Below are 24881 nucleotides of genomic sequence, written 5' to 3'. Positions count from 1 at the left end.
CGCTGGCCAAACCCGCATTTTTGTCACTTTTCGTACTGAATCTGGCTAAATTCCTGGGCGAAACGATCGACCTGCTGCCAATCTGTGTACTCCACTTCCTTACTGGTATCCGTTTCGCCGCCCGTCATACGCATAATAAATTGAATCATGATGCGGTCGAACCAGCGATAACGCGGGTAACGCAAAGCGCCGGCAAACACCGCGCACTGTTTTGGTTGCCACGGAGAGGCCAACAGGAACTTGCGGGTATAGGCGTTGGTTTGCGGTGAACGCTTTTCCGGTTTACGCGCGGTCAGGTTCACGGCGAAGAATGCACTCGGCATCCGATTCAGCTGTTCGGCATGACGCTTGACGAATTTATCCAGAACCGGGTTAAAGTGCCCGTAGCGAATAGAGGCGCCGATCATCACCTGTTGGTACTGGCTAAGGTCGACCTGTTCCGCCTGCAACAGATCGATCACCTCACAGCGCAGCGTATCCTGCAATTTGCTTGCTATATAAGAAGCGATAGCGCGTGTTTGCCCGTCACGGCTCGAATAAAGTATCAATGCCTTCATGGCGTACTCCTTATATCAGGTTCACTCACGCCAGAAGGTTGGCGTGAACAGCACCAGCAATGTAAACACTTCCAGGCGCCCAAACAGCATCGTCACCACCAAGATCCACTTGGCCGCTGCCGGCATCGTGGTGAAGTTATCTGCCACCACGCCAAGGCCAGGGCCGAGGTTATTGAGCGTTGCCGTCACTGCGGCGAACGCGGAGAAGTCGTCAACCCCGGTGGCGATGATTGCCAGCATGCTGACGATAAACACCAGCGCATAGGCGGAGAAAAAGCCCCACACCGCTTCCAGAATGCGTTCCGGCAGCGCGCGATTACCCAATTTGATGGTATAGACCGCGTTGGGGTGCACCAGCCTTTTCAGCTCGCGCGAGCCCTGCAGGTACAGCAGCAGGATACGGATCACCTTCAAGCCGCCGCCGGTCGATCCGGCGCAACCGCCGATAAACGCCGAACACAGCAACAGCATCGGCAGGAACAGCGGCCACTTGGCGATACTGTCGGTAGTGAAACCGGCCGTAGTCGCCATAGATACCACCTGGAAAAACGCCTGATTGAGCGTTTCCATGCCGGTCTTATAAACGCCATGCCCCCAAAGCACCAGCGTGCACACCACCACCAGCGTCAGCTGAACAAAGATAAACATACGGAATTCAGGATCGCGCCCGTACACCTTAAGGCTGCGCCCGCTCAGCAAAGCGAAGTGCAGACCGTAGTTACAGCCGGAAATCAGCAGGAACACGGCGATGATGGTGTTGATAGTCGGGCTGGCGTAATAACCGATACTGGCGTCGTGAGTAGAAAAACCGCCAATGGCGATGGTCGAGAAACTGTGGCCGATAGCGTCGAACACCGACATTCCGGCGCCCCAGAGCGCCAGCGCACAGGCAACGGTCAGCAACACATAGATCAGCCATAGGGTTTTGGCGGTTTCGGCGATACGCGGCCGCATCTTGTTATCTTTCAGCGGCCCGGGCATTTCCGCCCGATACAGCTGCATACCGCCGACGCCGAGTATCGGCAGTATCGCCACCGCCAACACGATGATCCCCATGCCGCCCATCCATTGCAGCATTTGGCGATAGAACAGGATGGCCTTCGGCAACGAATCCAGCCCCACCAGCGTCGTCGCACCAGTGGTTGTCAGCCCCGAGAAGGATTCAAAGAAGGCGTCGGTCAGCGACAGGTTGGGCCGTTCCGCAAACAGGAATGGCAATGCCCCCACGCTGCCCAACACGGTCCAGAACAATACGACGATCAGGAAACCTTCGCGCGGCTTCAGCTCGTGTTTCTGCTTGCGGTTCGGCCACCACAGCATCAGGCCGATGGTCAGCGCCACGAAGAACGTTTGGCTGAACGCGCGCCCCGCCCCATCGCGGTAAATCAATGCCACCAGGCCGGGAATAAACATCGTCCCGGAGAACAGGATGACCAGCAGACCAACGATACGGGTTATGGCGCGAAAATGCATTTCAGCACGATCCTTAGCAATTCAATTGGGAGGAATTATTGCGAAATGGGGGTTAATTGCAAATTACCGCGACTGAGATCACGCAATTTATTCCCAAACAGCTCAACCTCAGTGGCCGGCAAAGCCAGATGCAGCACGACGGCGGCGCCGTATTCGCCCTGAAGGATCCGGCCTGCGGTTTGCTGCAGCAAGTTTTCCACCTGCGCCAACTGCGCATAGTCGCACTGCAAGATATATTCGGCTTCCGGCACCTTTTGCACCAGCGCCAGCTGCCTCAATGCCTGTTGAACGCCGTTGCCATAGGCTTTCACCAGCCCGCCGGTGCCCAACTTGACGCCGCCGTAGTAACGGACGACCACGGCGGTCACTTCACCGATACCGCTGCCCATCAACTGCGCGAGAATCGGCTTGCCGGCGGTGCCGGACGGTTCCCCGTCGTCGGAGAACCCCAACTGCTGCGAATCATCGGGCCTGCCGGCGACGAAGGCCCAACAGTGGTGCCGCGCCGCCGGGTGATCATCCCGCACCTGCTGAATAAAAGCCTTTGCCGCCTTGACCCCGCTGGTCGGTGCCAGCAGGGTGATGAAACGGCTCTTCTTTATTTCTTCGGTAAAGCTGGTTGCTTCCGCCGGTATCGGGTATGGCCGCATCAGGCCAGGTTCAGATCGCGTGTCATGTTCTCGATGCGCTTTTCGTGGATCACGATGTTGTCTTCAATGCGGATGCCGCCATACGGCTTCAGCGCATCAATGCGATCCCAGGCGAAGTGCTGCTTGAACTCGCCACTGCGCCACGGTGCCAACAGAGACTCGATGAAGTACAGGCCCGGCTCGATGGTCAGCACCATGCCCGGCTGCAACACGCGGGTGCAACGCAGGAACGGATACTTGGACGGCGCCGCCAGATGGGTGCCGTGCTCATCCTGCATAAAGCCGGCGGCGTCGTGTACTTGCAGGCCCAGCGGGTGGCCCAGCCCGTGTGGCAGGAACGGCGTGGTGATGCCCGTTTCGACCATCGCCTCTTCACTGAGGCCGTTCACCAGCTTGTGATTCTTGAGCAGCTTGGCAATGCGCTGATGCATCTGCACATGGTAGTCGGTATAGCGCACGCCGGTCTTGATGGTGTCGATCAGCGCCAGCTGTTCACCGTTGAGATCTTTCACCAGGTGGGCGAACTCGCTACCGCTGTGCGCCGCGTAGGTACGCGTCAGATCGGCGGCGTAGCCGTTGTATTCCGCGCCGGCGTCGAGCAGGAAACTCAGTGATTCGGCCGGCGGCTGATGATCCAGCTTGGTGTAGTGCAGTACCGAAGCGTGTTCGTTCAGCGCCACGATGTTGTCATAAGGCACGTCGGTATCGCGGTGGCCGGTCGCCGTCAGATAGGCCAGGTTGATGTCGAACTCGCTCATGCCGGAGAGGAAAGCCTCATGCGCCGCACGATGGCCAGTCACCGCCGTTTTCTGCGCTTCGCGCATGCAGGCCAGCTCATAGCCGGTTTTGATCGAACGGTGGAAATCCAGGTAGTTCAGCACCGCTTTCGGGTTGATGTTCTCAGAAGGGATACCGAGATCGCGGGCGCGCTGCTGCGCATAACCGATATAACCGACGCGCTCGCGCTGCGGCGGAAGCTGCTGTGCAATAGCATCTGCATTGGCCAGCGGCATTAATTCAAGGGACTTGGTCCAGAAACTGTCCGGCAGCGGCTCTACACTGTGCCAGTAGTCGACCGGGGAGTAGAACCACAACTTCGGCTTGTTGATGCCGTCGATCCACAGCCAGCAATTCGGCACCGACGTCACCGGCACCCATGCTTTGAAATGCGCGTTCACTTTGAACGGATAGCTATGGTCGTCCAAAAATACCTTTTGCAGTTCCCCGGAGTGAATCAGCAGCGCATCCAACTTGTTGCGCTCCAGCACTTCGCGCGCGCGTTTTTGCAGCTCTGCCAGGTGGTCGTTATACAAAGAAGCCAGCGTTTCCATCACAGTACCCTTATGCCTTAGCACGAAAGACGTCATCTTAACACAGCGCTCCGGCGCACCAACCTCGTCGCGTCGGGCATGCGGAGCAGCTCGCAATTCACTGCAAATGCCGTTACATCCGCAGTTTAACCATTAGCCAGCCGGCCAGGCCGAGCAGCGCAATCGCCAGCGCCCACAGGCCATGGTGTTCCAACAGCACCGCGCCGGCTGCGGCAACGCCCGCCAGACACTGCTGCAGAAAACCGCACAACGCCATCGCATAAGCGCCGTACTCTTTGGCGTCGCTGACCGCCATCGCCATGCTGTTGGGGAATAACACCGCCTGGCCAAAAATGGTCAGGCAATACAGCGAGATGAACAGCGCCATGCCGGAAAGACCGACCAGGACGCCGCTCCACCACAACAGCAGGATCGCCGCTGTCGCCAGGGCGACGATGCCGCTGCCGGTTTGCATCAGTTTTTTTCCGCCGAAGCGCGCCACCGTGCGGTTCACCGTCAACGCGCCGCTGAAGTAGGCGATGCCGATCACCAATCCCAGGGCGCCGAACGCCGTAACGTTGAGGCCGAAACCTTGCTGCATGACGAACGGGCTCACTTCCTGCAACGTCACCGTGGTGGCGAAGCCCAGCCCGCCGACGCAGGCCGGCCAAAAGAACCCCGGCCGACGCAGGATGGCGAAATAGGTGCCCGCCATCGCCGGGCGTGGCCCGCGCGCACGTCCTGCCTCCAGCGGCAATGACGCCATCAGCGCCAGAATGGCCAAACCGGTGGCACCCATCAAGACGAAGCCCATCTGCCAGTGCGAATATTGGCTAAGCAGGCCGCCGACAAACTGACCGCCGCCCAGCGCGGTGATAAAAGCGATGGAGAGCACCGACAGGCGCCGCGCCAGCTCGTCACCGCTCCAGTTATCCCGCACGATGATACGCGCAATGATCGCCGCGCCGCCGGCACCCACACCTTGCAGCGCGCGCAGCGTCAGCAGCTGGGCACCGTTGCTGCACAGCGCCAACAGCCCGCTGCAACCAATGAAAAGAAGCAGGGAAAGCGTCAGCGGCGCTCGGCGGCCAAAGCGATCGGCGGCAGCGCCCCAGAACAGTACCGGCAAGGCGGCACCAATGACAAAGATCGAAATGGACAGCTCGGTGGCGCGCCGGCTCATTGCCAGCTCGCGCATCACCGTCGGCAGCGAAGGCAGATACACCGTCGTCGCCATTTGCGCCATAAACACCAACAAACACGCCAGCGTCATGGTTCTGGCGGGAATGCTCCATAAGCCGCTGCGTTTGACACAAACCGCCTTATTCATGCGAGACCTCGTCTGGATGATAAATCGCTGCGAGCAAGTGTATGAGGGCCGACAAATTCCGGCAAATGTCGATAGCACATAAAATATAACTTCGTTTTAAATCAAAAAACTAACTTGCAGTCATGTGATCAGACCAGCAAAAACGCAATCTCTTATTTGCATATTGTTAACATAAAAACCACACTCCTCATCATCTGGTCATACCAGATCATACGCTGATTCAGGAGATAGATATGCTCTACCAAGGCGAAACATTACAACTGCACTGGCTCGATAACGGCATTGCCGAGCTGGTGTTCAACGCACCGGGCTCGGTCAACAAGCTGGACACCAGCACCGTCGCCAGCCTGGGCGAAGCGCTCACCGTGCTGGAAAGCCAGCCTGAGCTCAAGGGGCTGCTGCTGCGCTCCACCAAAGCCGCATTTATCGTCGGCGCCGATATCACCGAATTCCTTTCCCTGTTCGCCGCGCCGGCTGAAAAGCTGCAAGAGTGGTTGGTGTTCGCCAACAACGTCTTTAACCGGCTGGAAGATTTGCCGGTGCCGACCATTTCGGCCATTAACGGCTATGCGCTCGGCGGCGGTTGCGAGTGCATTCTGGCGACCGATTTCCGCGTCGCCTCGCCGGACGCACGCATCGGCCTGCCGGAAACCAAGTTGGGCATCATGCCGGGCTTCGGCGGTTCCGTCCGCCTGCCGCGCCTGCTGGGTAACGACAGCGCGCTGGAAATCATCGCCGCCGGTAAAGACGTCAGCGCCAAAGACGCGCTGAAAGTCGGTCTGGTGGATGCGGTGGTGGCGCCGGAAAAACTGGCCGAAGCGGCGCTCAAAATGCTGCAACAGGCGATCGACGGCAAGCTGGACTGGCGCGCCGCGCGCCAACCGAAGCTGGAGCCGCTGAAGCTCAGCCCGATCGAAGCGGCGATGAGCTTCACCACCGCCAAAGGCATGGTGCTGCAGACCGCCGGTAAACATTACCCGGCGCCGATGACTGCGGTGAAAACCATTGAAGCCGCCGCCAAACTGGGCCGCGATGAAGCGCTGAAACTGGAAACCGCCAGCTTCGTGCCGTTGGCGCGTTCCAACGAAGCGCGCGCGCTGGTCGGCATCTTCCTCAACGATCAGTTCGTGAAGGGCCAGGCGAAAAAGCTGGCCAAGAATATGGACGCGCCGAAACAGGCGGCGGTGCTGGGCGCCGGCATCATGGGCGGCGGCATCGCTTACCAATCAGCGCTGAAAGGCGTGCCGGTGATCATGAAAGACATCAGCGACAAGTCGCTGACGCTGGGCATGAGCGAAGCGGCCAAGCTGCTCAATAAGCAACTGGAGCGCGGCAAGCTGGACGGTCTGAAGATGGCGCAGGTGCTGTCGACCATTCAACCGACGCTGGACTACGCCGGCATCGAGCGCGCACAGGTGATCGTGGAAGCGGTCGTCGAGAATCCGAAGGTCAAAGCCGCCGTGCTGTCAGAAGTGGAAAACCTGATCGGTGAGGACACCGTTCTGGCGTCGAACACCTCGACCATTCCGATTAATCACCTGGCAAAATCGCTGAAGCGCCCGCAAAACTTCTGCGGTATGCACTTCTTCAACCCGGTACACCGCATGCCGCTGGTTGAAATCATCCGCGGCGAACAGACCAGCGACGACACCATCGCCAAAGTGGTGGCCTACGCCAGCCGCATGGGCAAAACGCCAATCGTGGTGAACGACTGCCCGGGCTTCTTTGTCAACCGCGTGCTGTTCCCGTACTTCGCCGGCTTCAGCCTGCTGCTGCGCGACGGCGCCGACTTCCGTCAGATCGATAAAGTGATGGAGAAACAGTTCGGCTGGCCGATGGGCCCGGCCTACCTGCTCGACGTCGTGGGCATCGACACCGCGCACCACGCGCAGGCGGTGATGGCCGCCGGCTTCCCGGATCGCATGAGCAAAGACTATCGCGACGCCATTGACGTGATGTTCGACAACCAACGCTTCGGCCAGAAAAACCAGCTGGGCTTCTACCGCTACAGCCAGGACAACAAAGGCAAACCGCGCAAGGACAACGACGAGCAGACCGACGCACTGCTGGCCGCCGTAAGCCAACCGCGCCAGACCATCAGCGACGAAGAGATCATCGCGCGCATGATGATCCCGATGATCAACGAAGTGGTTCGCTGCCTGGAAGAGAAGATCGTCGCCAGCCCGGCGGAAGCCGATATGGCGCTGGTCTACGGCATCGGTTTCCCTCCGTTCCACGGCGGCGCATTCCGCTACCTAGATACGCTCGGCACCGCCAACTACGTTGAGCTGGCCCAGCGTTACGCACACCTCGGTGCGCTGTATCAGGTGCCGGCCGGTCTGCGCGCCAAGGCCGAACGCAATGAAAGCTACTACCCGGTGGCGACACCGCTGTCCGACGTCGCTACCCGCCAACCGGCATGAGGTCATAAAGATGGAAAATGTAGTTATTGTTGATGCCGTACGCACGCCGATGGGCCGCTCCAAGGGCGGCGCCTTCCGCCAGGTACGCGCCGAAGATCTCTCCGCTCACCTGATGCGTGAAGTGCTGAGCCGCAACCCGGCGCTGGACGCCGCCGAGATCGATGACATTTACTGGGGCTGCGTACAGCAGACGCTGGAGCAGGGTTTCAACATCGCCCGCAACGCCGCGCTGCTGGCCGAGATCCCGCACCGCGTGCCGGCGGTGACCGTCAACCGCCTGTGCGGCTCGTCAATGCAAGCGCTGCACGACGCAGCGCGTGCCATCATGGTCGGCGACGCGCACATCAGCCTGATCGGCGGCGTGGAGCACATGGGCCATGTGCCGATGAACCACGGCGTGGATTTCCATCCGGGCCTGAGCCGCAGCGTAGCCAAGGCCGCCGGAATGATGGGGCTGACCGCCGAAATGCTGGCCAAGATGCACAACATCAGCCGCCAGATGCAGGATGAGTTTGCCGCCCGCTCCCACCAGCGCGCGCATGCGGCGACGCTGGCGGGCTATTTCAAAAACGAGATCATTCCGACCAACGGCCACGACGCCGACGGCGTACTGACCCGTTACGATTTCGATGAAGTCATTCGCCCGGAAACCACCGTCGAAAGCCTGTCGACCCTGCGCCCGGCGTTCGATCCGGTCAACGGCACCGTCACCGCAGGCAGCTCCTCCGCCCTGTCGGACGGCGCTTCCGCCATGCTGCTGATGAGCGAATCGCGCGCCAAAGCGCTCGGTTTGAAGGCCCGTGCCCGCATCCGCTCGATGGCGGTGGTCGGCTGCGATCCTTCCATCATGGGCTACGGCCCGGTGCCGGCCAGCAAGCTGGCGCTGAAGCGCGCCGGTCTGAGCGTACAGGACATCGATCTGTTCGAGCTGAACGAAGCGTTCGCCGCCCAGTCGCTGCCGTGCATCAAGGATTTGGGGCTGATGGACAGCATCGATGACAAGATCAACCTGAATGGCGGCGCTATCGCGCTCGGCCATCCGCTGGGCTGCTCGGGCTCCCGCATCTCGACTACCCTGTTGAACAACATGGAGCGTCGCGACGCGCAGTTCGGTCTGGCGACCATGTGCATCGGCCTGGGCCAGGGGATCGCCACCGTCTTTGAACGCGTTTAGCTGTGTCTATCTTGGGATGACCGCGTCATCACTTAAAATCGCGGCATCCCGCCAAGTTTAGTTGCCGTTCTTCCCGCCTGTCAGGGGCGGGTTTTTTATATCTGAAATTTGCCGGCGCCCAAAATAAAAACGGGGCGACCCTCGGCCACCCCGTTCAGTTCTCATCGCGCCTGTCAGATAAACGAAAACGCGTCGCCAAACATGTGCGCTTCCTGCGCGCCGCGCTCGGCGCAGAAACGCTCGCGGGCGATTTTCGCCATTTCGAAACGCCCGGCAATATAGATGTCATGCTCCGCCAGCGTACCGAAATCCTGCAGCACCGCACTGAGCACGGTGCCGCTGCGGCCGCGCCATTCGGCATCCGGCTGCTCGACCACCGGGATCACCTTCAGGTTCGGGTGCTGTAACGACAGCGCCTCCAGCTCGCTCAGATCGTACAGGTGTTTCAGCTCGCGCCCACCCCAGTAAATCGAAATATCGCGATCGGGCTGCTGCGCCAACGCGGTCAACAGAATCGAACGCGCGTAAGAGAAACCGGTACCGCCGGCGATCAACACCAGCGGGCGGCTGCCCTCTTCCCGCAGCCAGGCGTCGCCGTGCGGAATATCGACGGTGATCGCCCGTTCTTTCAGGATGCGGTCCATCACCGCCATGGCGTACAGATTCAGCTCCGAAGCGCCGATGTGCAACTCGATGTAATCCTGCTGCGTCGGGGTTGACGCCAGCGAGAACGGGCGCTTATCGCGCTCGTCCATCACCACCATCAGATATTGCCCTGCCTTGAAAGAAAACGGCGCCTCGGGCACCAAACGTACCCGATAAACCGTATCGGTAATGGCCTCTACCGAGGTCACTTTACAGCTCAATATTGTCATGCGTTCCCTCTGTCGGGTCATCAATGCAAAGCTGAGAACAGAGCCTGACGCTACAACGTCGGTTCCCTGTCACTGAAGATTGCGAGCTCATCCCAGATTTCGTCGACGCGCGCACGCACCTTTTCATCCATCTGAATCGGACGGCCCCATTCGCGATCGGTTTCACCCGGCCATTTATTGGTGGCGTCCAGCCCCATCTTCGAACCCAGTCCGGAAACCGGCGAGGCGAAGTCCAGATAGTCAATCGGCGTATTCTCCACCAGAACGGTATCCCTTGCCGGATCCATTCGTGTGGTGATCGCCCAAATTACGTCGTTCCAGTCGCGCGCATTGACGTCATCGTCACAGACGATAACAAATTTGGTGTACATAAACTGCCGCAGGAACGACCAGACGCCCATCATCACGCGTTTGGCGTGGCCAGCGTACTGTTTTTTCATGGTCACCACCGCCAGACGGTACGAGCACCCTTCCGGCGGCAGATAGAAATCGACGATTTCCGGGAACTGCTTTTGCAGGATCGGTACGAACACCTCATTCAGCGCCACGCCCAGAATCGCCGGCTCATCCGGTGGCCGGCCGGTGTAGGTCGAGTGGTAGATCGCGTTACGACGCTGGGTAATGTGGGTGACGGTGAATACCGGGAACTGGTCAATCTCATTGTAGTAGCCGGTGTGGTCGCCGTACGGGCCTTCCGGCGCCATTTCACCCGGTTCAATATAGCCTTCCAGCACGATTTCGGCGCTGGCGGGCACTTCCAGATCGTTGGAAAGGCACTTGACCACTTCGGTTTTATTGCCGCGCAACAGCCCGGCAAAGGCGTATTCAGACAGGGTATCCGGCACCGGCGTCACCGCGCCGAGGATAGTGGCGGGATCGGCGCCCAGCGCCACCGCGACCGGGAAACGCTCGCCGGGGTGCGCCTGGCACCATTCCTGATAATCTAACGCGCCGCCGCGGTGCGACAGCCAGCGCATGATCACTTTATTCTTGCCCAACACCTGCTGGCGATAGATGCCGAGGTTTTGCCGTTCTTTATGTGGGCCACGGGTCACCGTCAGCCCCCAGGTGATCAGCGGCGCGGCGTCTTCCGGCCAGCAGTGCATCACCGGAATGCGGCTGAGATCGACATCTTTGCCCTGCCATACCTGCTCCTGACAAGGCGCAGAACCCAGCACCTTGGTCGGCATGTTCAGCACCTGCTTGAACTTCGGCATTTTGTCGAACAGATCGCGGAAACCTTTCGGCGGCTCCGGCTCTTTGAGAAACGCCAGCAGTTTGCCGACTTCGCGCAGCGCGCTGATGTCTTCCTGCCCCATGCCCATCGCCACGCGATTGGCGGTGCCGAACAGGTTGCACAACACCGGCATGTCGTACCCTTTCGGGTTTTCAAACAGCAATGCCGGGCCGCCCGCTCGCAAAGTGCGATCGGCAATCTCCGTCATTTCCAGATAAGGATCGATCGGCTGGCTGATGCGTTTTAGTTCCCCTCTCTTCTCCAGCAACGAGAGGAAATCGCGTAAGTCACGGTATTTCATGCTGATCATTATAACGGCCAGTGGGGAGGGCATTATAAGCCCTCTTCACGGTTGTTGCTGCAATTTTGTTAACGCCGCCGGGCGCCCCTCAACCGCAGTTGAACGGCACCAGCGCAGCCAGCGCGCGCGTATCCTGATATTCGCGCACCTCTTCGCCGTGGCGGAACACCTTGAAGCCCTGCCGGTTGGCGCTGAAGTAGCGCAGTTCGTTGCCTTCAACATGCAGCAGGCTGCCTTCCCGCAGCGCCACCACCGATTCGCTCGGGTTGATCGCGCAGAACTCCGCCAGGCGCTCGTCACGGGTTTCACCCATGTGGCCGCTGATATGCGCATCGATGTAATGCGGGTTGATTTGCACCGGGAACAGCCCCAGCGCCGGCAGCACCACGCTGCAGCGCACCGGCATGTCATTGGTGGTGCGAATGCTCGGCGTGGCCACGTTGCAACCGGCGCTCCAGCCGACGTAAGGTACTTCACGCTCGCGCACCGCGCGCTGGATAGGCACGATCAGGCCTTGCTCGTGCAGCATCTGGTTCAACAGCCAGGTGTTGCCGCCGCTGACCAGAATGCATTCCGCCTGCGCGATCGCCGCCGCCGGCGAAGCGGCGTGGTGAATGCTGGTGACTTCAATACCCAGCGTTTGCGCCAGTTCCTGAGCACGCTGATCATAGTCGTAGCGGATCAGGGCATAAGGGATAAAGACGGCGGATTTGATACCACGGCGCGCGATCATCGCCAGCAGTTGGTTTTTGGCGTACCCCAGCAATTCGGCTTCGCCAGACAGCTTGCCGTTGCTCAACAGAAACAGCTCCATTTCTCTCCCCTTGGTCAAAAACGATGAATAACGTCACATCCGGCGGCACGGCGCCTTGTCATACTGTGACGGCGACAAATTTTTAGCCCTCTGTTATACCAGCGCCGTATCGATAAGTGTGTGACCCCTCGCTAATAGCCGCATATTCATAGAGATAGGCGATGTTACATGCTGAAACTTGCATCACTATGTATCCGGAATAGCTTTTGATATGCTTACCGGCTGGCAGAAAGGCATGTGAAATTATGGAATCCTGGTATCTACTTTATTGCAAGCGCGGCCAGCTGTTACGGGCGCAGGAACATCTGGAACGGCAGCAGGTGAACTGCCTCAGCCCGATCATCACACTGGAAAAAATCGTGCGTGGCAAGCGCATCGCGGTCAGCGAACCCTTGTTTCCCAACTATCTGTTTGTGGAGTTCGACCCGGAGCGCATTCACACCACCACCATCAGCGCCACCCGCGGCGTCAGCCACTTCGTGCGCTTCGGTGCGCTGCCGAGCGTCATTCCTGGCAAGGTGATCGACGAGCTGCGCACACACGCCAGCGAAACCTATGTCGATCCGGAAACCCCACAGCCGGGTGACACCGTTCTGATCGTTGACGGCGTGTTCGAAGGGCTGCAGGCGATCTATACCGAACCGGACGGCGAGGCGCGTTCGATGCTGCTGCTGAACCTGATCAACAAGCAGGTCAGTCAAAGCGTCGATAACCGGCAGTTTCAGAAGATGTAATGCAAAAGGCGCCCTCAGGCGCCTTTTTGTTTACCCATTTCGCACTTAGCGACGCATCGCGTCGTCATGCAGCCACTGGGCGACACGCTTGGCGAAATACGTCAGCACGCCGTCGGCGCCGGCGCGTTTGAAGCACATCAGCGACTCCATCACCGCAGGTTGTTCCTGCAGCCAGCCGTTCTGAATCGCCGCCATGTGCATGGCGTATTCGCCCGACACCTGGTAAGCGAAGGTCGGCACGCCGAAGGTATCCTTCACCCGGCGCACCACATCCAGGTACGGCATGCCCGGCTTCACCATCACCATGTCCGCGCCTTCCTGCAGATCCTGCGCAATTTCCTGCAGCGCTTCATCGCTGTTGGCCGGATCCATCTGATAGGTTTTCTTGTTGCCGCCCTTCAGGTTGCCGCTGGACCCCAGCGCATCGCGGAACGGGCCGTAATAGCAGGAGGCGTACTTGGCGGAGTAAGCCATGATCTGGGTGTTAACCAGGCCCTGCAGTTCCAGACGATCGCGGATCGCACCGACGCGGCCGTCCATCATGTCGCTCGGCGCCACGATTTCCGCACCCGCCTCGGCATGGGACAACGCCTGACGTACCAGAATGTCTTTGGTCACATCGTTGATCACGTAACCCTGCTCATCGATCACCCCGTCCTGCCCGTGCGTGGTGTAAGGATCGAGCGCCACGTCGGTCAGAATGCCCAGCTCCGGCACCGCGTCTTTCAGCGCACGCACCGTGCGCTGTACCAGGCCTTCCGGGTTATAAGCTTCTTCCGCATGCAGCGACTTCAGACCCGGCTCAATCACCGGGAACAAAGAGATCACCGGCACCCCGAGTTTGGCAATGGTTTCCGCTTCCTTGACCAGCAGATCGATCGTCATGCGCGATACGCCCGGCATCGAGGCCACTTCTTCCTGGCGGTTGCTGCCTTCCATGACAAACACCGGGTAAATCAGGTCGTTGACCGTCAGTTGGTTTTCGGCAACCAAGCGGCGGCTGAAATCATGACGGCGCACGCGGCGCATACGGCGACCAGGGAAGGTGCCCGGAAATGCATAGCTCATAGTTTTCTCCTAGCTCAAACCAGCCGGAATAGCCGGCGGGCGTTCTCATCGGTTTTTTGCCCCAGCCATTGCGGCTCTTCCTGTCGCCAAGCGGCGACCTGACGAACGATATGGGGCAGGAAACAGGGTTCGTTGCGGCGAGATGCGGGTTTCGGCTGTAAATCCCGGGGCAACAGATAAGGGGCGTCGGTTTCCAGCAGCAGACGCTCAGCCGGGATCTGCGGCAACAGGGCGCGCAATTCCAGGCCGCGCCGCTCGTCGCAGACCCAACCGGTAATCCCGATCGACAGGCCCAGCGACAGGCAGCTTGTTAATTCTTCGGCGGTGCCGGTGAAGCAGTGCACCACGGCCGCGGGCAGTTTATCCAACCACGGCGTCAGTAGCTCGGCAAAACGTGCGTGTGCGTCGCGGCAGTGGAGAAACACCGGCAGCGCCAACTCCGCCGCCAGCGCCAGCTGCGCGGTGAACGCCGCTTCCTGCTGCGCGGGCGTCGAGAAGTTGCGATTGAAATCCAGGCCGCATTCGCCGATCGCCGCCACTTCAGGGCGCGCGGCCAACGCATAAATCTGCTCGGCGGTGTGTTCATCCCAACCGCTGGCGTAGTGCGGATGCACGCCGGCGGTAGACCAACCGTAGCCTGGATGTTGCTGCGCCAGTTCGGCGGCCTCGCGGCTCTCCGCCAGATCGGTGCCGGTAATCAACATCCCCGTCACGCCCGCAACGCGGGCGCGTTCCACCACCACCTGGCGGTCTTTGGCGAATTGGCTGCTGGTGAGATTAACGCCGATATCAAACATGGTTTTTTCCAAAGCAAAAGCCGCCCAATGGGCGGCTTCGCAATCAATGTGGATCAGGGTGCTGGGGGTTCGTCACCCTCGTCTTCTTCTTCCGCCTGCGGGCGACGTTTACCGGTATAGAAGCGAGCGAAGAACACCCCCACTTCAAACAGCAGATACATCGGTATTGCCAACAGGGTTTGCGAGAACACGTCCGGCGGCGTCAACAGCATGCCGACCACAAACGCGCCGACCAACACATACGGCCGTTTCTTCTTCAGATCTTCCGGCGAGGTGACACCACTCCAGCACAGCAGAATGATGGCGACCGGCACTTCGAAGGCGACGCCAAACGCCATAAACAGCGCCATGACGAAATCGAGATAGTTTTTAATGTCGGTCGCAATGGTCACCCCCATCGGCGCGGTCTTGGCAAAGAAGCCGAAGGCCAGCGGGAACACGATGAAGTAGGCGAAAGCCATGCCGAGGTAGAACAGCAGGCTGCTGGACACCAGCAGCGGCATCATCAGACGGCGTTCATGCTTGTACAGCGCCGGTGCGATGAATGCCCACACCTGATACAGAATCATCGGCGCGGAGACGAACACCGAAACGATCATGGTCAGCTTGATCGGCGTAAAGAACGGTGACGCCACGTCGGTAGCGATCATGCTCGCCCCGGCCGGCAGCTGCTTGAGCAGCGGCGCAGAAACCAGCTGGTAGATGTCGTTGGCGAAAAACACCAGCACCACGAACACCGCCAGCACGCAAATAATCGAATTCAACAGCCGCTTGCGCAGCTCTATCAGGTGACTGATAAGGGGTTGGGTATCTTCAACAGCCATGTATTAACGATCGCCACTAGGTTGGTGAGACGCAGAGGTTTTATCCGCAACAGGTTCAGCAGGCGCAGGCGCGGTTTCCACCTGCGCTTTAGCCGGCTGCGCCGCCATTGACGCGGCAGGTGAAGCCGCCGCGACGGCTTCAGGTTCCGCTGCCGGTTCCGGCACGGTAGCGGGCGCATTGGCGCTGCTCACCGTTTCCGCCGGCGCCATGCCGTCGTGCAAGGCCTCCGGTTCGGTGACCTGCGGCTTATGGATGGTGTTCGTCAGCTCTTCTTTCTCGCCCCGGTAGGTGCGTTTCAATGATTCCGCCGCGTCTTTCAGCTCATCCATCGACGCCTTCAATTCCGGCGTCAGGTTCTGCAGGCCGGCCTGTTCGGCTTTTTTCAGGCTGTCCTGCAGCTCCTGCAGCTTCAGCTCTTGAGACAGTTCGTGCTGCACCGAGGCCGCCAGCGAGCGCAGCGCACGGATCCAGCCCGACACCGTTCTGACCGCGACCGGTAACCGCTCCGGCCCCAGAACAACCAGGCCGATAACCAGCACCAGCAGCAGCTCACTAAACCCAATGTCAAACACGGTTTATACCTGCTCTTTGTTCTTCGACTCTTCCGCTTTTACTTCCGGCTGCTTATCGGTAATAGGCTTGGCCGCGAAGTCAGCGTCATCCAGGCTGCTTTTCTCAGCCGTGTTGGCGGTCGGTGGCGTCTCATCGCCAATCGCCTTCTTGAAGCCCTTGATCGAGGCGCCGAGATCGGAGCCCAGCGTACGCAGTTTTTTGGTACCGAACAGCAGCACCACGATCACTGCGATGATCAACAATTGCGTAATACTAATACCGCCCATTTTAATTACCTCTAATTTTAAAGGGTCTTTTAAAGCCGGCCCGCATTATAGGGCTGGCCTTACCAGAGTAACGAATTAAATCAGGTGGTTCGCTTCCAGCCAATCACCCAGCATACGATGCCGGCGGCCATCATCCAGGCGGGAAACGCCTCGACTTGCCCCAGCAGCAATAGCGTGCCGCTTACCAACAGTGTAGCGCCAACGCCGAACAAATAACGTGACTGCCCCTGACGAACCCGCTGAGCCTGCATCTGGTTGGTCAGCTTATCAACGCTCTGTTGCAACAGTTTATGCTGCTGCAGGCTGTCGTAAAACAGTTCAGGCAATTCGGGCAGTTTCTCCGCCCAGAACGGCGCTTTCTCTTTCAGCGCACGCACCACCGCGGGAATGCCCACCTGATCGCGCAACCAGCTCTCAAGGAACGGCTTGGCAGTAGTCCACAGATCCAGCTGCGGATAGAGCTGGCGCCCCAGCCCTTCAACATACAGCAAGGTCTTCTGCAATAACACCAGCTGCGGTTGCACTTCCATATTGAAGCGCCGTGCGGTGTTGAACAGGTTCAACAGCACGTTGCCGAAGGAAATCTCCGCCAGTGGCTTCTCGAAAATCGGCTCACACACGGTGCGGATGGCGAATTCGAAGTCTTCCACGTTGGTATCGCGCGGCACCCAGCCGGAATCGACGTGCAGTTCCGCTACCTTGCGGTAATCGCGGTTGAAGAAGGCGATGAAGTTTTCCGCCAGGTAGCGCTTGTCATCCTTGTTCAGCGAACCGACGATACCGCAGTCGATGCCGATATAGCAGGGATCTTCCGGATGTTCATAGCTGACAAAAATATTACCGGGATGCATGTCCGCATGGAAGAAACTGTCGCGGAATACCTGGGTAAAGAATACCTGTACGCCGCGTTCCGCCAGCAACTTCATGTTGGTGCCCTGCTGCTCCAGCGTGGCGATGTCCGAGACCGGAATGCCGTAGATGCGCTCCATCACCAATACGCTTTCGCGGCAATAGTCGGAATAGACTTCCGGCACGTACAGCATCGGGCTGCCGTCGAAATTGCGGCGCAGCTGAATGGCGTTGGCCGCTTCGCGCAGCAGATTCAGTTCGTCCAGCAGGGTTTTCTCATACTCGCGCACCACTTCGCGCGGGCGCAGGCGGCGACCGTCCGGCAACAGCTTCGGCACCCAGCCGGCCAACCGGTACATCAGGCGCACATCGGCCTTGATGATCGGCCCAATATCCGGCCGGATCACCTTCAGCACCACCTCTTGACCGGTGGTTTTCAGCCGCGCGGTATGCACCTGTGCGATCGAGGCGGAGGCCAACGGCTGTTGCTCGAAGTCGTCGAACCAAGTTTCCAACGGGCCGCCCATCGCCAGCTCGATATGCTTGCGCGCCAGCGCACCGTCGAAAGGCGCTACCCGATCCTGCAACAGCGTCAGCTGATCGGCAATGTGCGGCGGGAACAGATCGCGGCGAGTCGACATCATCTGGCCAAACTTGATCCAGACCGGCCCCAGCTCCTGCAACGCCAACCGCAGGCGTTCACCCAGCGGTTTATCCTTGTGCCGATTCGGCATCCAGAACAGCAACCGGCGGCCGAAGCGCAGCGGCAGCGTCAAACGCATTTTAGGGATCAGTTCGTCCAGCCCGTAGCTGAGAAAAACGCGGACGATAAAATACAAACGGCGCAGTTCGCCTGGGGTCATCGCTTGCCCTCCAACTTATCCATGCGGGCAAACAGCGCTTCCGCGCTGCGGGCGAGTGCATCAACTTCTTCGTTGAACCACACCACTTCCAGCGGCCCTGGCGCCAGGCGCCATTCTTCAGTCAACGTCTCCGCCATGTCCTGCTGCCGGCGCATAAAGCCGGCTTTCAGCAGCGAGGCACCTTTTCCCAGCGCCTGCGTAATACCCTGGGCAGCGATATCGCCGATGTAGGGCGCCAGCCACTCCGCCGGATCCCACTCCGCCAGATCGAGCAGGCCAACCAGCTGTTGCACCACCTGAATATCGCCTTCCACCGTCAGCTCGCCGCTGCGCATCAGCACCGGCAACTGCTGGCGATCGCGCAGCTTCAGTAAGGAGGGAATGCGGCTGCGCACCGTGCAATCGGCGCTGTCTTCAGATTGCCCGAGCACATCCACGCGCAATTCGCTGAACACCAGCACCAGCGGCGAAGCCAGCTCTTCCAGTTCGATACGCAGCACCTTGCCCACCAGGCGTTGGCGGGCGGCTTTCATGCTGCGATCGCGAAACAACAGGTTATTCAGCGAGGTTTCCAGCACGCCGGTCAGCAGAGGGGTAAACAGCATCGGCATTTCCCTCTCAGAACTTGAAGCCGCGATGCAGGGCGACAATCCCGCCGGTCAGGTTGAAATAGGTCACGTTTTCAAAACCGGCGTTGCCCATCATGCCCTTCAGGGTTTCCTGATCGGGATGCATGCGGATCGATTCCGCCAGGTAGCGGTAGCTGTCCGGATCTTTCACCACCAGCTCACCGATTTTCGGCAGCACGTGGAAGGAGTAGGCGTCGTAAGCTTTGCTCAACGGCGCCAGCAGCGGTTTGGAGAACTCCAGCACCAGCAGGCGGCCGCCCGGCTTCAGCACGCGGAACATCGAACGCAGCGCTTTGTCTTTGTCGGTGACGTTGCGCAGGCCAAAGGAGATGGTGATGCAATCGAAGTAGTTGTCCGGGAACGGCAGCGCTTCGGCGTTGGCCTGCACATAGTTGATATTGCCGACAATGCCGCGATCGCGCAGCTTCTCGCGCCCCATCTTCAGCATCGAATCGTTGATGTCCGCCAGCACCACCTGCCCCTGCTCGCCGACCATGCGGGAGAACTTGGCGGCCAGGTCGCCGGTACCACCGGCCAGATCCAGCACGCGCTGCCCGCGGCGCACGCCGCTGCAGTCAATGGTGAAACGCTTCCAGATACGGTGGATGCCGAACGACATCAGGTCGTTCATCACGTCATACTTTGCCGCTACCGAATGAAAAACGTCCGCCACCATGGCCTGCTTTTCGTCTCTAGCGACGGTGCGAAAACCGAAATCGGTGGTTTCCTGCGATTGGTCTGCCATTGTCCTGCCTGCTATTCAGTCAATTTTGTGTAGATGAGTGTACCAGAAGCCCGGTGAATACCCCACCTCGCCGCAGCCTCAGCCGTGCGAAACGAAGCCTGGTTCCCCGGCAGTATCGTCATCGTCTTTCGTCTGCGGCAGCGCGACGACGTCATCGTCGTTCGCCTCTTCCGCTTCATCGTGTTGCGCACCGGCTTGCTGCGCCAGCAGCGGGTTGATCGGCCGTTTGACCTCAACCCCCAACGCGCGGAAGCCTTCGACTTGGCCAATAAGATTACCACGGCCTTCACTCAGTTTGTTCATCGCCTGACGATAACTGCCCTGCGCCTTGTCCAGGCTCTGCCCCAGCGTGGACATATCGTCCACAAACAGCCGCATCTTGTCATACAGTTTCGCCGCGCGATCGGCGATGCGCTGGGCGTTCTGGCTCTGGTGCTCATAGCGCCACAGGTTGGTGATGGTGCGCAGCGCCACCAGCAGCGTGGTCGGGCTGACCAGCATGATGTTGTGCTTAAGCGCTTCGCTGATCAGCTCCGGCTCGCGATCGATAGCCAGCAGGAAGGCGGGCTCTACCGGGATAAACATCAGCACATAGTCCAGCGAGCGCAACCCCGGCAGCTGCTGATAGTCCTTACGGCCCAGCATACGGATATGGCCGCGCAACGAGGCGATATGTTCGCTCAGCGCCGCTTCACGCTCCACCTCATCTTCGCCGTTGAAATAGCGCTCGTAGGCGATCAGCGACATTTTGGCGTCGATCACCACATCCTTGCCCTGCGGAAGGCGCACGATCACATCGGGCTGCATGCGGCTCTGATGATCCACCCGCACATTGACCTGCGTTTCATACTCGTGCCCTTCCCGCAGGCCTGAGGCCTCCAGCACCCGGCTCAGCACCACTTCGCCCCAGTTGCCCTGCGTCTTGTTGTCGCCTTTGAGCGCCTTGGTGAGGTTGATGGCCTCGCGCGCCATCTGCGCGTTCAACTGCTGCAGATTGCGTATCTCGTGCGTCAGCGTGTGGCGCTCACGCGCCTCCTGGCCAAAGCTGTCCTGTACCTGACGGCGGAAACCGTCCAGCTGTTCGCGCAGCGGCAGCAGCAAACGATCCAAACTTTGCTTATTCTGCTCGTCCACCTTGCGGCCGCTGTGTTCAAAAATGCGGTTGGCGAGATTTTCAAACTGGGTGGTGAGGCGCTGTTCACTGTTGATCAGCAGGCGTTGCTTCTCCTCCGCAGCCATCCTGGTCTCTTCCAGACGAATGGTGACTTCACGCAGCTCGGCCTCCTGCGCGCTATTGACCTCGCGCTGGGCGCGCAGCTCCTGATTGAGCAGCTCGCATTCGTTGCGCCAGTGGTTAAGCTGTTGCAGCTTTTCATGCCCGGCCGCCAGCTGGCTGTGCAGGTTGCGCAGTTCCAGCTCGCTCTGCCGCAGCTGCTGCTCGTGGCGCTGCTGGGTCTCCTGCCGCGCCGCCGTTTCCTGCTGCGCCTGCTGCAACGCTTGCTCCAGCAACCGCAGCTCGGTTTCATGTTGCGCGTTCGTCTGTTGCACCCGCAGGTTGGCGATCAGCCACCCCAACAGCATGCCGATCACCACGCCGCCAATCCCATAAATCAGACTGGTATCCACCCCGCCTCCTGTTGCACCTTGCCGTTCCGGCGTTTCACTCGCCCATTGCCCGTCACGTTAAGGGGAGGCTGTATGGATGTCCAGCCTGATTTTGCCCGCCGCGCACAATATTGCGCGCCGCTACGCAAATCGGAGCGAAATCAGCCCAACCACTGGCTGAGCCACTTGATGCCGAACGCCCCGGGCGCCAGAATGCCGAACGCCCAGATCATCGCCGACGTAACGTTGGCCAGTTGGAAATAGCGCTGCGGCATGCCGCAAATGCCGCCCACCAGCGGCACCACGGCGCGCAGCGGGCCGAAGAAGCGGCCGATGAAAATGCCCAGCACGCCCCAGCGCTCAAAGAACGCGTGGCCGCGCGCCAGCAGCTGTGGATTGCGCGATAGCGGCCACATGTGGGCTACCCGATCCTGATAGTGATAACCGATCCAGTAAGAGAGCCAGTCGCCGAAAAACGCCCCGACGGCGGCGGCGGCCCAGATCGGCCAAAAGGCGATGCCGCTTTCGCCGATCAACGCGCCCAGCGCCAGCAGGATCACCGTGGCCGGCAGCAGCAGCGACAAAAACGCCAGCGACTCGCCGAACGCCAGGAAAAAGATGATGGGAATGGCCCAGCCTTCGTGCTGACGCACGACGTCGCTGACCCAGTTGATAACGTCATTGAGGCTCAATGCGGGGCTCCTGATACGCGATAATTCGCCGCCTAGGATAAGCCGGGGCGAGTTAAACCCCGGCTAAACACGCGGCGATTTACGATTTACTCGAGGTAGAACGCCTGCAGCGCTTCGCGCTGGGCCGCGCCCAGGCCGTATTCGGCTTCCAGCCACCGGTCGGTGGAGCCGTATTGCCGGCGGATGCAGCCCAGCGCCGTCATCAGGAACTCCTCACGCGCGCTGAGCACGTAAGCGAATTGCTCCAGCGCCGCCGCATTCAGCTTGATAGACAGCTGATCCAGCATCTGCTCGCGGAAAGTGGCCAGCGTGGTTTCGGTCAGCAGGTAGTCTTCCAGCACCGTCGCCTCATCGGCGCCCAGCGCGAACAGCACCAGCGCCGAGCCGACTCCGGTGCGATCCTTGCCGACCGCGCAGTGCTGCACAATGGCGCCGCCGCCAGGGTTGCTCAACAGCTGCGCCAACCGCTGATAGGCCGCATTGCCGAACGGCAGGCGGCGATACAGCTCGAGCATGAATGCTCGGGCGTCGAAAGCGGCCAGCGTTTCGTTGGTGAGCTTTTCCAGGTTGGCGTTGACTTCACTGCTCAGTGGGTTGGCCGGCACGTGGTGATAATCGGTGCCGTTCCACAGGATATCCGGCTTGGCCTGCACTTCGTCGGCGTCACGGTAGTCCAGCACCGAACGCACCGGCACCCCGGCGAGAAAGGCGCAGTCGTTTTCCGTCAGCCGCTCGAGTGAACCTGAGCGGAACAGCAGACCGCGTTTGATGCGGCGCCCGTCGGCCACGCCGTTGCCGCCGAAATCGCGGAAATTAATGCCGCCGTCGAGCGGCGCAAGCGAAGGATGAAGCAGGATCTGGGCGGTCATAAACGTCCTCGTTGTTTTCGTTCTGACAACGCGCGGCGGCCATCGGCGCAGCGCTGAGGATTAACACCGTAACAGATTAGACGCGGATGGAAAAACGGGCCGCGTCGGCGGCCCGTTGGGGAAAGGCGATTACAGCAGGCGTCGCGCAGCGTCCACCACGATCTGCACCGCTTTGCTTTCGGTGTTTTTCATGGTTTCGGCGTTCGGGATTTCTTGCTGGGTGCGGTTGACGATCACCCCGGCCACCATGCCGGCGCGCAGGCCCTGGCTGGCACACATGGTCAGCAACGTGGCGGATTCCATTTCATAGTTCATCACGCCCATCGCCTGCCACTCTTCCATCGAGCCTTTGAAGCGGCTGACTACGCGGCCGGAATAGGTGTCGTAACGCTCCTGGCCCGGATAGAAGGTATCGGAAGAGGCGGTCACGCCGATGTGCGTGGTCGCGCCGCTGGCTTTGGCTGCTTCCACCAGCGCGGTGGTGCAGGCGAAGTCCGCGACCGCCGGGAACTCCATCGGCGCAAAGTGCAGGCTGGCACCGTCGAGGCGCACCGCCGCCGTGGTGACCAATACGTCGCCGACGTTGATGTTCGCCTGAATCGCGCCGGTGGTACCGATGCGCAGGAAAGTGCGAATGCCCAGCTGTGCCAGCTCTTCTACCGCAATAGAGGTGGACGGGCCGCCGATACCGGTTGAGCAGACGATCACCGCCTTGCCGTCCAGCTCCGCGCGCCAGGTGGTGAATTCACGATGGGAGGCCAGATGCACCGGATTTTCCATCAGCTTGGCAATCTTCTCTACGCGCTGCGGATCGCCCGGCACGATGGCAAGCTGGGCCCCTTGCAAATCTTTTTTGGTGAGGCCGAGATGAAAAACGTCAGACTGAGACATACGAGACTCCTCATGGATCATGTTTATTGGGAGGAACAAAAAAGCACTCTACTGAAAATCGTCGCCCAATTTCGTGACAACAGTCACTTTGAAAAGAGAAACAAATTACATGCTACATATTATTTGTGATTTTAGTCACAAATAAAGTTGCTATGGCGATGCCTCGGCACGCCGTTGACCTCAGTCTAGCCGACAAATCTTGCGGCCCCACGCCGGTTGATTGCCGGCTGAAACTATTTAGCTCATCAACCAGAAATAACCCTATCTTATCGGTTGCTTAGGGACAAAAAAGGCGTCTAACGCACCTTATGGCACTTACGCGGGTCAAAACGCGCAATAACATGATAAAAAGCGCTTAAAAATGCCGTAAAGCCAGATAATTAGCCGTTTTTTATCGACTTGTCCGAAAGTGCTCCACGCGACGCCAATAATGGATAATCTTTCCTATAGTTAATCTCAGCGCTTTTTTCTATTGCACGGAGACCGCAATGAAAACCGAACATGTGATGACATTAAAACAGGCACAGGGGGGATTCGCCCCAGCCGCCGCGCCGTTGGCCGCCTCTGCGATTATCACCGACGAACAGGGCATTCACGCCGGGCAAACCACCATTCCTTCTCAGGGCGACGCATTGCCGGCCTACGTCGCCAAACCCGCCGACCATAGCGGCCCCTTCCCCATCGTGCTGGTGGTGCAGGAAATCTTCGGCGTGCATGAACATATTCAGGATCTGTGCCGCCGGCTGGCCAAGCGGGGCTATCTGGCGATCGCGCCTGAGCTCTACTTCCGTCAGGGCGACGCCAACGAGTACACCGATATCGGCGAGTTGTTCCAGCGATTAGTGACCAAGGTGCCGGATCGTCAGGTGCTGTCGGATCTGGATCACGCCGCCCACTGGGCCATTCGCCACGGCGGCGACGCCGGCAAGCTGGCGATCACCGGTTTCTGCTGGGGCGGCCGCATCACCTGGCTGTACGCGGCGCACAACCCGCAGCTGAAGGCGGCGGTCGCCTGGTATGGCAAGCTGGTGGGCGAGAAAACGCTGAATTCACCGAAGCACCCGGTCGACGTCGCAACGAACTTGTCGGCGCCGGTGCTGGGGCTGTATGGCGGGCAGGACAGCGGCATTCCGCTGGAAACGGTGGAAACCATGCGTCAGGCGATCCGCGCCGCCAACGCCAATGCCGAAATCGTGGTCTATCCCGACGTTGGGCACGCGTTCAACGCCGATTATCGCCCCAGTTACCACGCCGAGGCGGCGGAGGACGGCTGGCGGCGCATGCTGGCGTGGTTCGCCCAGCACGGCGTCAAATAGCCCCTTTTCACCCAT

Annotated in this window: 24 protein-coding genes; 4 read left to right on the top strand and 20 right to left on the bottom strand. The window is 59.7% G+C overall.

Annotated features, from left to right (window positions below; translation table 11 throughout):
* Positions 1-23 precede the first annotated feature (23 nt).
* The 5 genes from hemG to BHU62_RS23550 form a co-directional block, all read right to left on the bottom strand.
* A complete protein-coding gene (gene hemG / locus BHU62_RS23570) occupies positions 24-557 on the bottom strand; it encodes a menaquinone-dependent protoporphyrinogen IX dehydrogenase (RefSeq protein WP_004934493.1) in 534 nt (177 codons plus the stop codon).
* Positions 558-578: 21 nt separating this feature from the next.
* Positions 579-2030, bottom strand: a complete 1452-nt coding sequence (gene trkH, locus BHU62_RS23565; RefSeq protein WP_073534794.1) for a Trk system potassium transporter TrkH — start codon at positions 2028-2030, stop codon at positions 579-581.
* Positions 2031-2065: 35 nt separating this feature from the next.
* Positions 2066-2680: an IMPACT family protein gene (locus BHU62_RS23560; RefSeq protein WP_073534793.1), complete on the bottom strand. Its 615-nt coding sequence runs from the start codon at positions 2678-2680 to the stop codon at positions 2066-2068.
* A complete protein-coding gene (gene pepQ / locus BHU62_RS23555; RefSeq protein ID WP_073534792.1) occupies positions 2680-4011 on the bottom strand; it encodes a Xaa-Pro dipeptidase in 1332 nt (443 codons plus the stop codon). The genes BHU62_RS23560 and pepQ overlap by 1 nt, the downstream gene beginning before the upstream one ends.
* Before the next feature lie 112 nt (positions 4012-4123).
* A complete protein-coding gene (locus tag BHU62_RS23550) occupies positions 4124-5320 on the bottom strand; it encodes an MFS transporter (protein WP_073534791.1) in 1197 nt (398 codons plus the stop codon).
* Positions 5321-5553: 233 nt separating this feature from the next.
* Here BHU62_RS23550 and fadB point away from each other — a divergent pair, with 233 nt between their 5' ends.
* A complete protein-coding gene (gene fadB / locus BHU62_RS23545) occupies positions 5554-7743 on the top strand; it encodes a fatty acid oxidation complex subunit alpha FadB (RefSeq protein ID WP_073534790.1) in 2190 nt (729 codons plus the stop codon).
* Between the two features lie 10 nt (positions 7744-7753).
* A complete protein-coding gene (gene fadA, locus BHU62_RS23540) occupies positions 7754-8917 on the top strand; it encodes an acetyl-CoA C-acyltransferase FadA (protein WP_073534789.1) in 1164 nt (387 codons plus the stop codon).
* Positions 8918-9090: 173 nt separating this feature from the next.
* On the opposite strand, the gene fre is transcribed toward fadA, so the two are convergent.
* From fre to pepE, 3 genes are all read right to left on the bottom strand, one after another.
* Positions 9091-9792, bottom strand: a complete 702-nt coding sequence (gene fre / locus BHU62_RS23535; RefSeq protein WP_073534788.1) for an NAD(P)H-flavin reductase — start codon at positions 9790-9792, stop codon at positions 9091-9093.
* A 50-nt stretch (positions 9793-9842) separates the two neighbouring features.
* Positions 9843-11339 (bottom strand): 4-hydroxy-3-polyprenylbenzoate decarboxylase, encoded by a 1497-nt coding sequence (gene ubiD, locus BHU62_RS23530; RefSeq protein WP_088776084.1) that lies wholly within the window; start codon positions 11337-11339, stop codon positions 9843-9845.
* A 79-nt stretch (positions 11340-11418) separates the two neighbouring features.
* Positions 11419-12144, bottom strand: coding sequence for a dipeptidase PepE (pepE, locus tag BHU62_RS23525; protein WP_073534786.1), 726 nt, complete (start codon positions 12142-12144; stop codon positions 11419-11421).
* Between the two features lie 245 nt (positions 12145-12389).
* Between pepE and rfaH the strand changes: the two genes are divergently transcribed.
* Entirely contained in the window at positions 12390-12878 is a 489-nt protein-coding gene (rfaH, locus tag BHU62_RS23520) for a transcription/translation regulatory transformer protein RfaH (RefSeq protein WP_073534785.1), read from the top strand.
* Between the two features lie 45 nt (positions 12879-12923).
* On the opposite strand, the gene hemB is transcribed toward rfaH, so the two are convergent.
* The 12 genes from hemB to udp all read right to left on the bottom strand — a co-directional run bounded on the left by hemB (position 12924) and on the right by udp (position 23550).
* Complete coding sequence (gene hemB / locus BHU62_RS23515) at positions 12924-13946, bottom strand: porphobilinogen synthase (protein ID WP_073534784.1); 1023 nt, start codon at positions 13944-13946, stop codon at positions 12924-12926.
* Positions 13947-13960: 14 nt separating this feature from the next.
* Complete coding sequence (gene tatD, locus BHU62_RS23510; RefSeq protein ID WP_073534783.1) at positions 13961-14743, bottom strand: 3'-5' ssDNA/RNA exonuclease TatD; 783 nt, start codon at positions 14741-14743, stop codon at positions 13961-13963.
* A 53-nt stretch (positions 14744-14796) separates the two neighbouring features.
* Positions 14797-15567 carry a Sec-independent protein translocase subunit TatC gene (tatC, locus tag BHU62_RS23505; RefSeq protein WP_004934456.1) on the bottom strand — a complete coding sequence of 257 codons (771 nt, stop codon included), beginning with the start codon at positions 15565-15567 and terminating at the stop codon, positions 14797-14799.
* Between the two features lie 3 nt (positions 15568-15570).
* Complete coding sequence (gene tatB / locus BHU62_RS23500; RefSeq protein ID WP_073534782.1) at positions 15571-16140, bottom strand: Sec-independent protein translocase protein TatB; 570 nt, start codon at positions 16138-16140, stop codon at positions 15571-15573.
* Positions 16141-16143: 3 nt separating this feature from the next.
* Positions 16144-16407, bottom strand: coding sequence for a Sec-independent protein translocase subunit TatA (gene tatA / locus BHU62_RS23495; RefSeq protein ID WP_073534781.1), 264 nt, complete (start codon positions 16405-16407; stop codon positions 16144-16146).
* 80 nt (positions 16408-16487) lie between these two features.
* Entirely contained in the window at positions 16488-18119 is a 1632-nt protein-coding gene (gene ubiB / locus BHU62_RS23490) for a ubiquinone biosynthesis regulatory protein kinase UbiB (RefSeq protein WP_073534780.1), read from the bottom strand.
* The gene (gene ubiJ, locus BHU62_RS23485; protein WP_073534779.1) at positions 18116-18724 is read right to left on the bottom strand and encodes a ubiquinone biosynthesis protein UbiJ; all 609 of its coding nucleotides are present in this window, start codon (positions 18722-18724) and stop codon (positions 18116-18118) included. Before ubiJ ends, ubiB begins: the two co-directional genes overlap by 4 nt.
* A gap of 13 nt (positions 18725-18737) precedes the next feature.
* Positions 18738-19493, bottom strand: a complete 756-nt coding sequence (gene ubiE / locus BHU62_RS23480; protein WP_004934443.1) for a bifunctional demethylmenaquinone methyltransferase/2-methoxy-6-polyprenyl-1,4-benzoquinol methylase UbiE — start codon at positions 19491-19493, stop codon at positions 18738-18740.
* Between the two features lie 78 nt (positions 19494-19571).
* Complete coding sequence (gene rmuC, locus BHU62_RS23475) at positions 19572-21119, bottom strand: DNA recombination protein RmuC (RefSeq protein ID WP_073534778.1); 1548 nt, start codon at positions 21117-21119, stop codon at positions 19572-19574.
* 140 nt (positions 21120-21259) lie between these two features.
* Entirely contained in the window at positions 21260-21790 is a 531-nt protein-coding gene (locus tag BHU62_RS23470) for a DedA family protein (RefSeq protein WP_019455291.1), read from the bottom strand.
* An 86-nt stretch (positions 21791-21876) separates the two neighbouring features.
* The gene (locus BHU62_RS23465) at positions 21877-22659 is read right to left on the bottom strand and encodes a tyrosine-protein phosphatase (RefSeq protein ID WP_073534777.1); all 783 of its coding nucleotides are present in this window, start codon (positions 22657-22659) and stop codon (positions 21877-21879) included.
* A 129-nt stretch (positions 22660-22788) separates the two neighbouring features.
* Positions 22789-23550, bottom strand: a complete 762-nt coding sequence (gene udp, locus BHU62_RS23460) for a uridine phosphorylase (RefSeq protein ID WP_073534776.1) — start codon at positions 23548-23550, stop codon at positions 22789-22791.
* A gap of 488 nt (positions 23551-24038) precedes the next feature.
* On the opposite strand from udp, the gene BHU62_RS23455 reads away from it, so the two are divergent.
* Complete coding sequence (locus BHU62_RS23455; protein ID WP_073534775.1) at positions 24039-24866, top strand: dienelactone hydrolase family protein; 828 nt, start codon at positions 24039-24041, stop codon at positions 24864-24866.
* Positions 24867-24881: the final 15 nt, after the last annotated feature.

It is taken from the genome of Serratia marcescens, from assembly GCF_001902635.1.
Lineage (GTDB): Bacteria > Pseudomonadota > Gammaproteobacteria > Enterobacterales > Enterobacteriaceae > Serratia > Serratia marcescens_F.
This window is presented reverse-complemented; position numbering and strand designations above follow the sequence as displayed.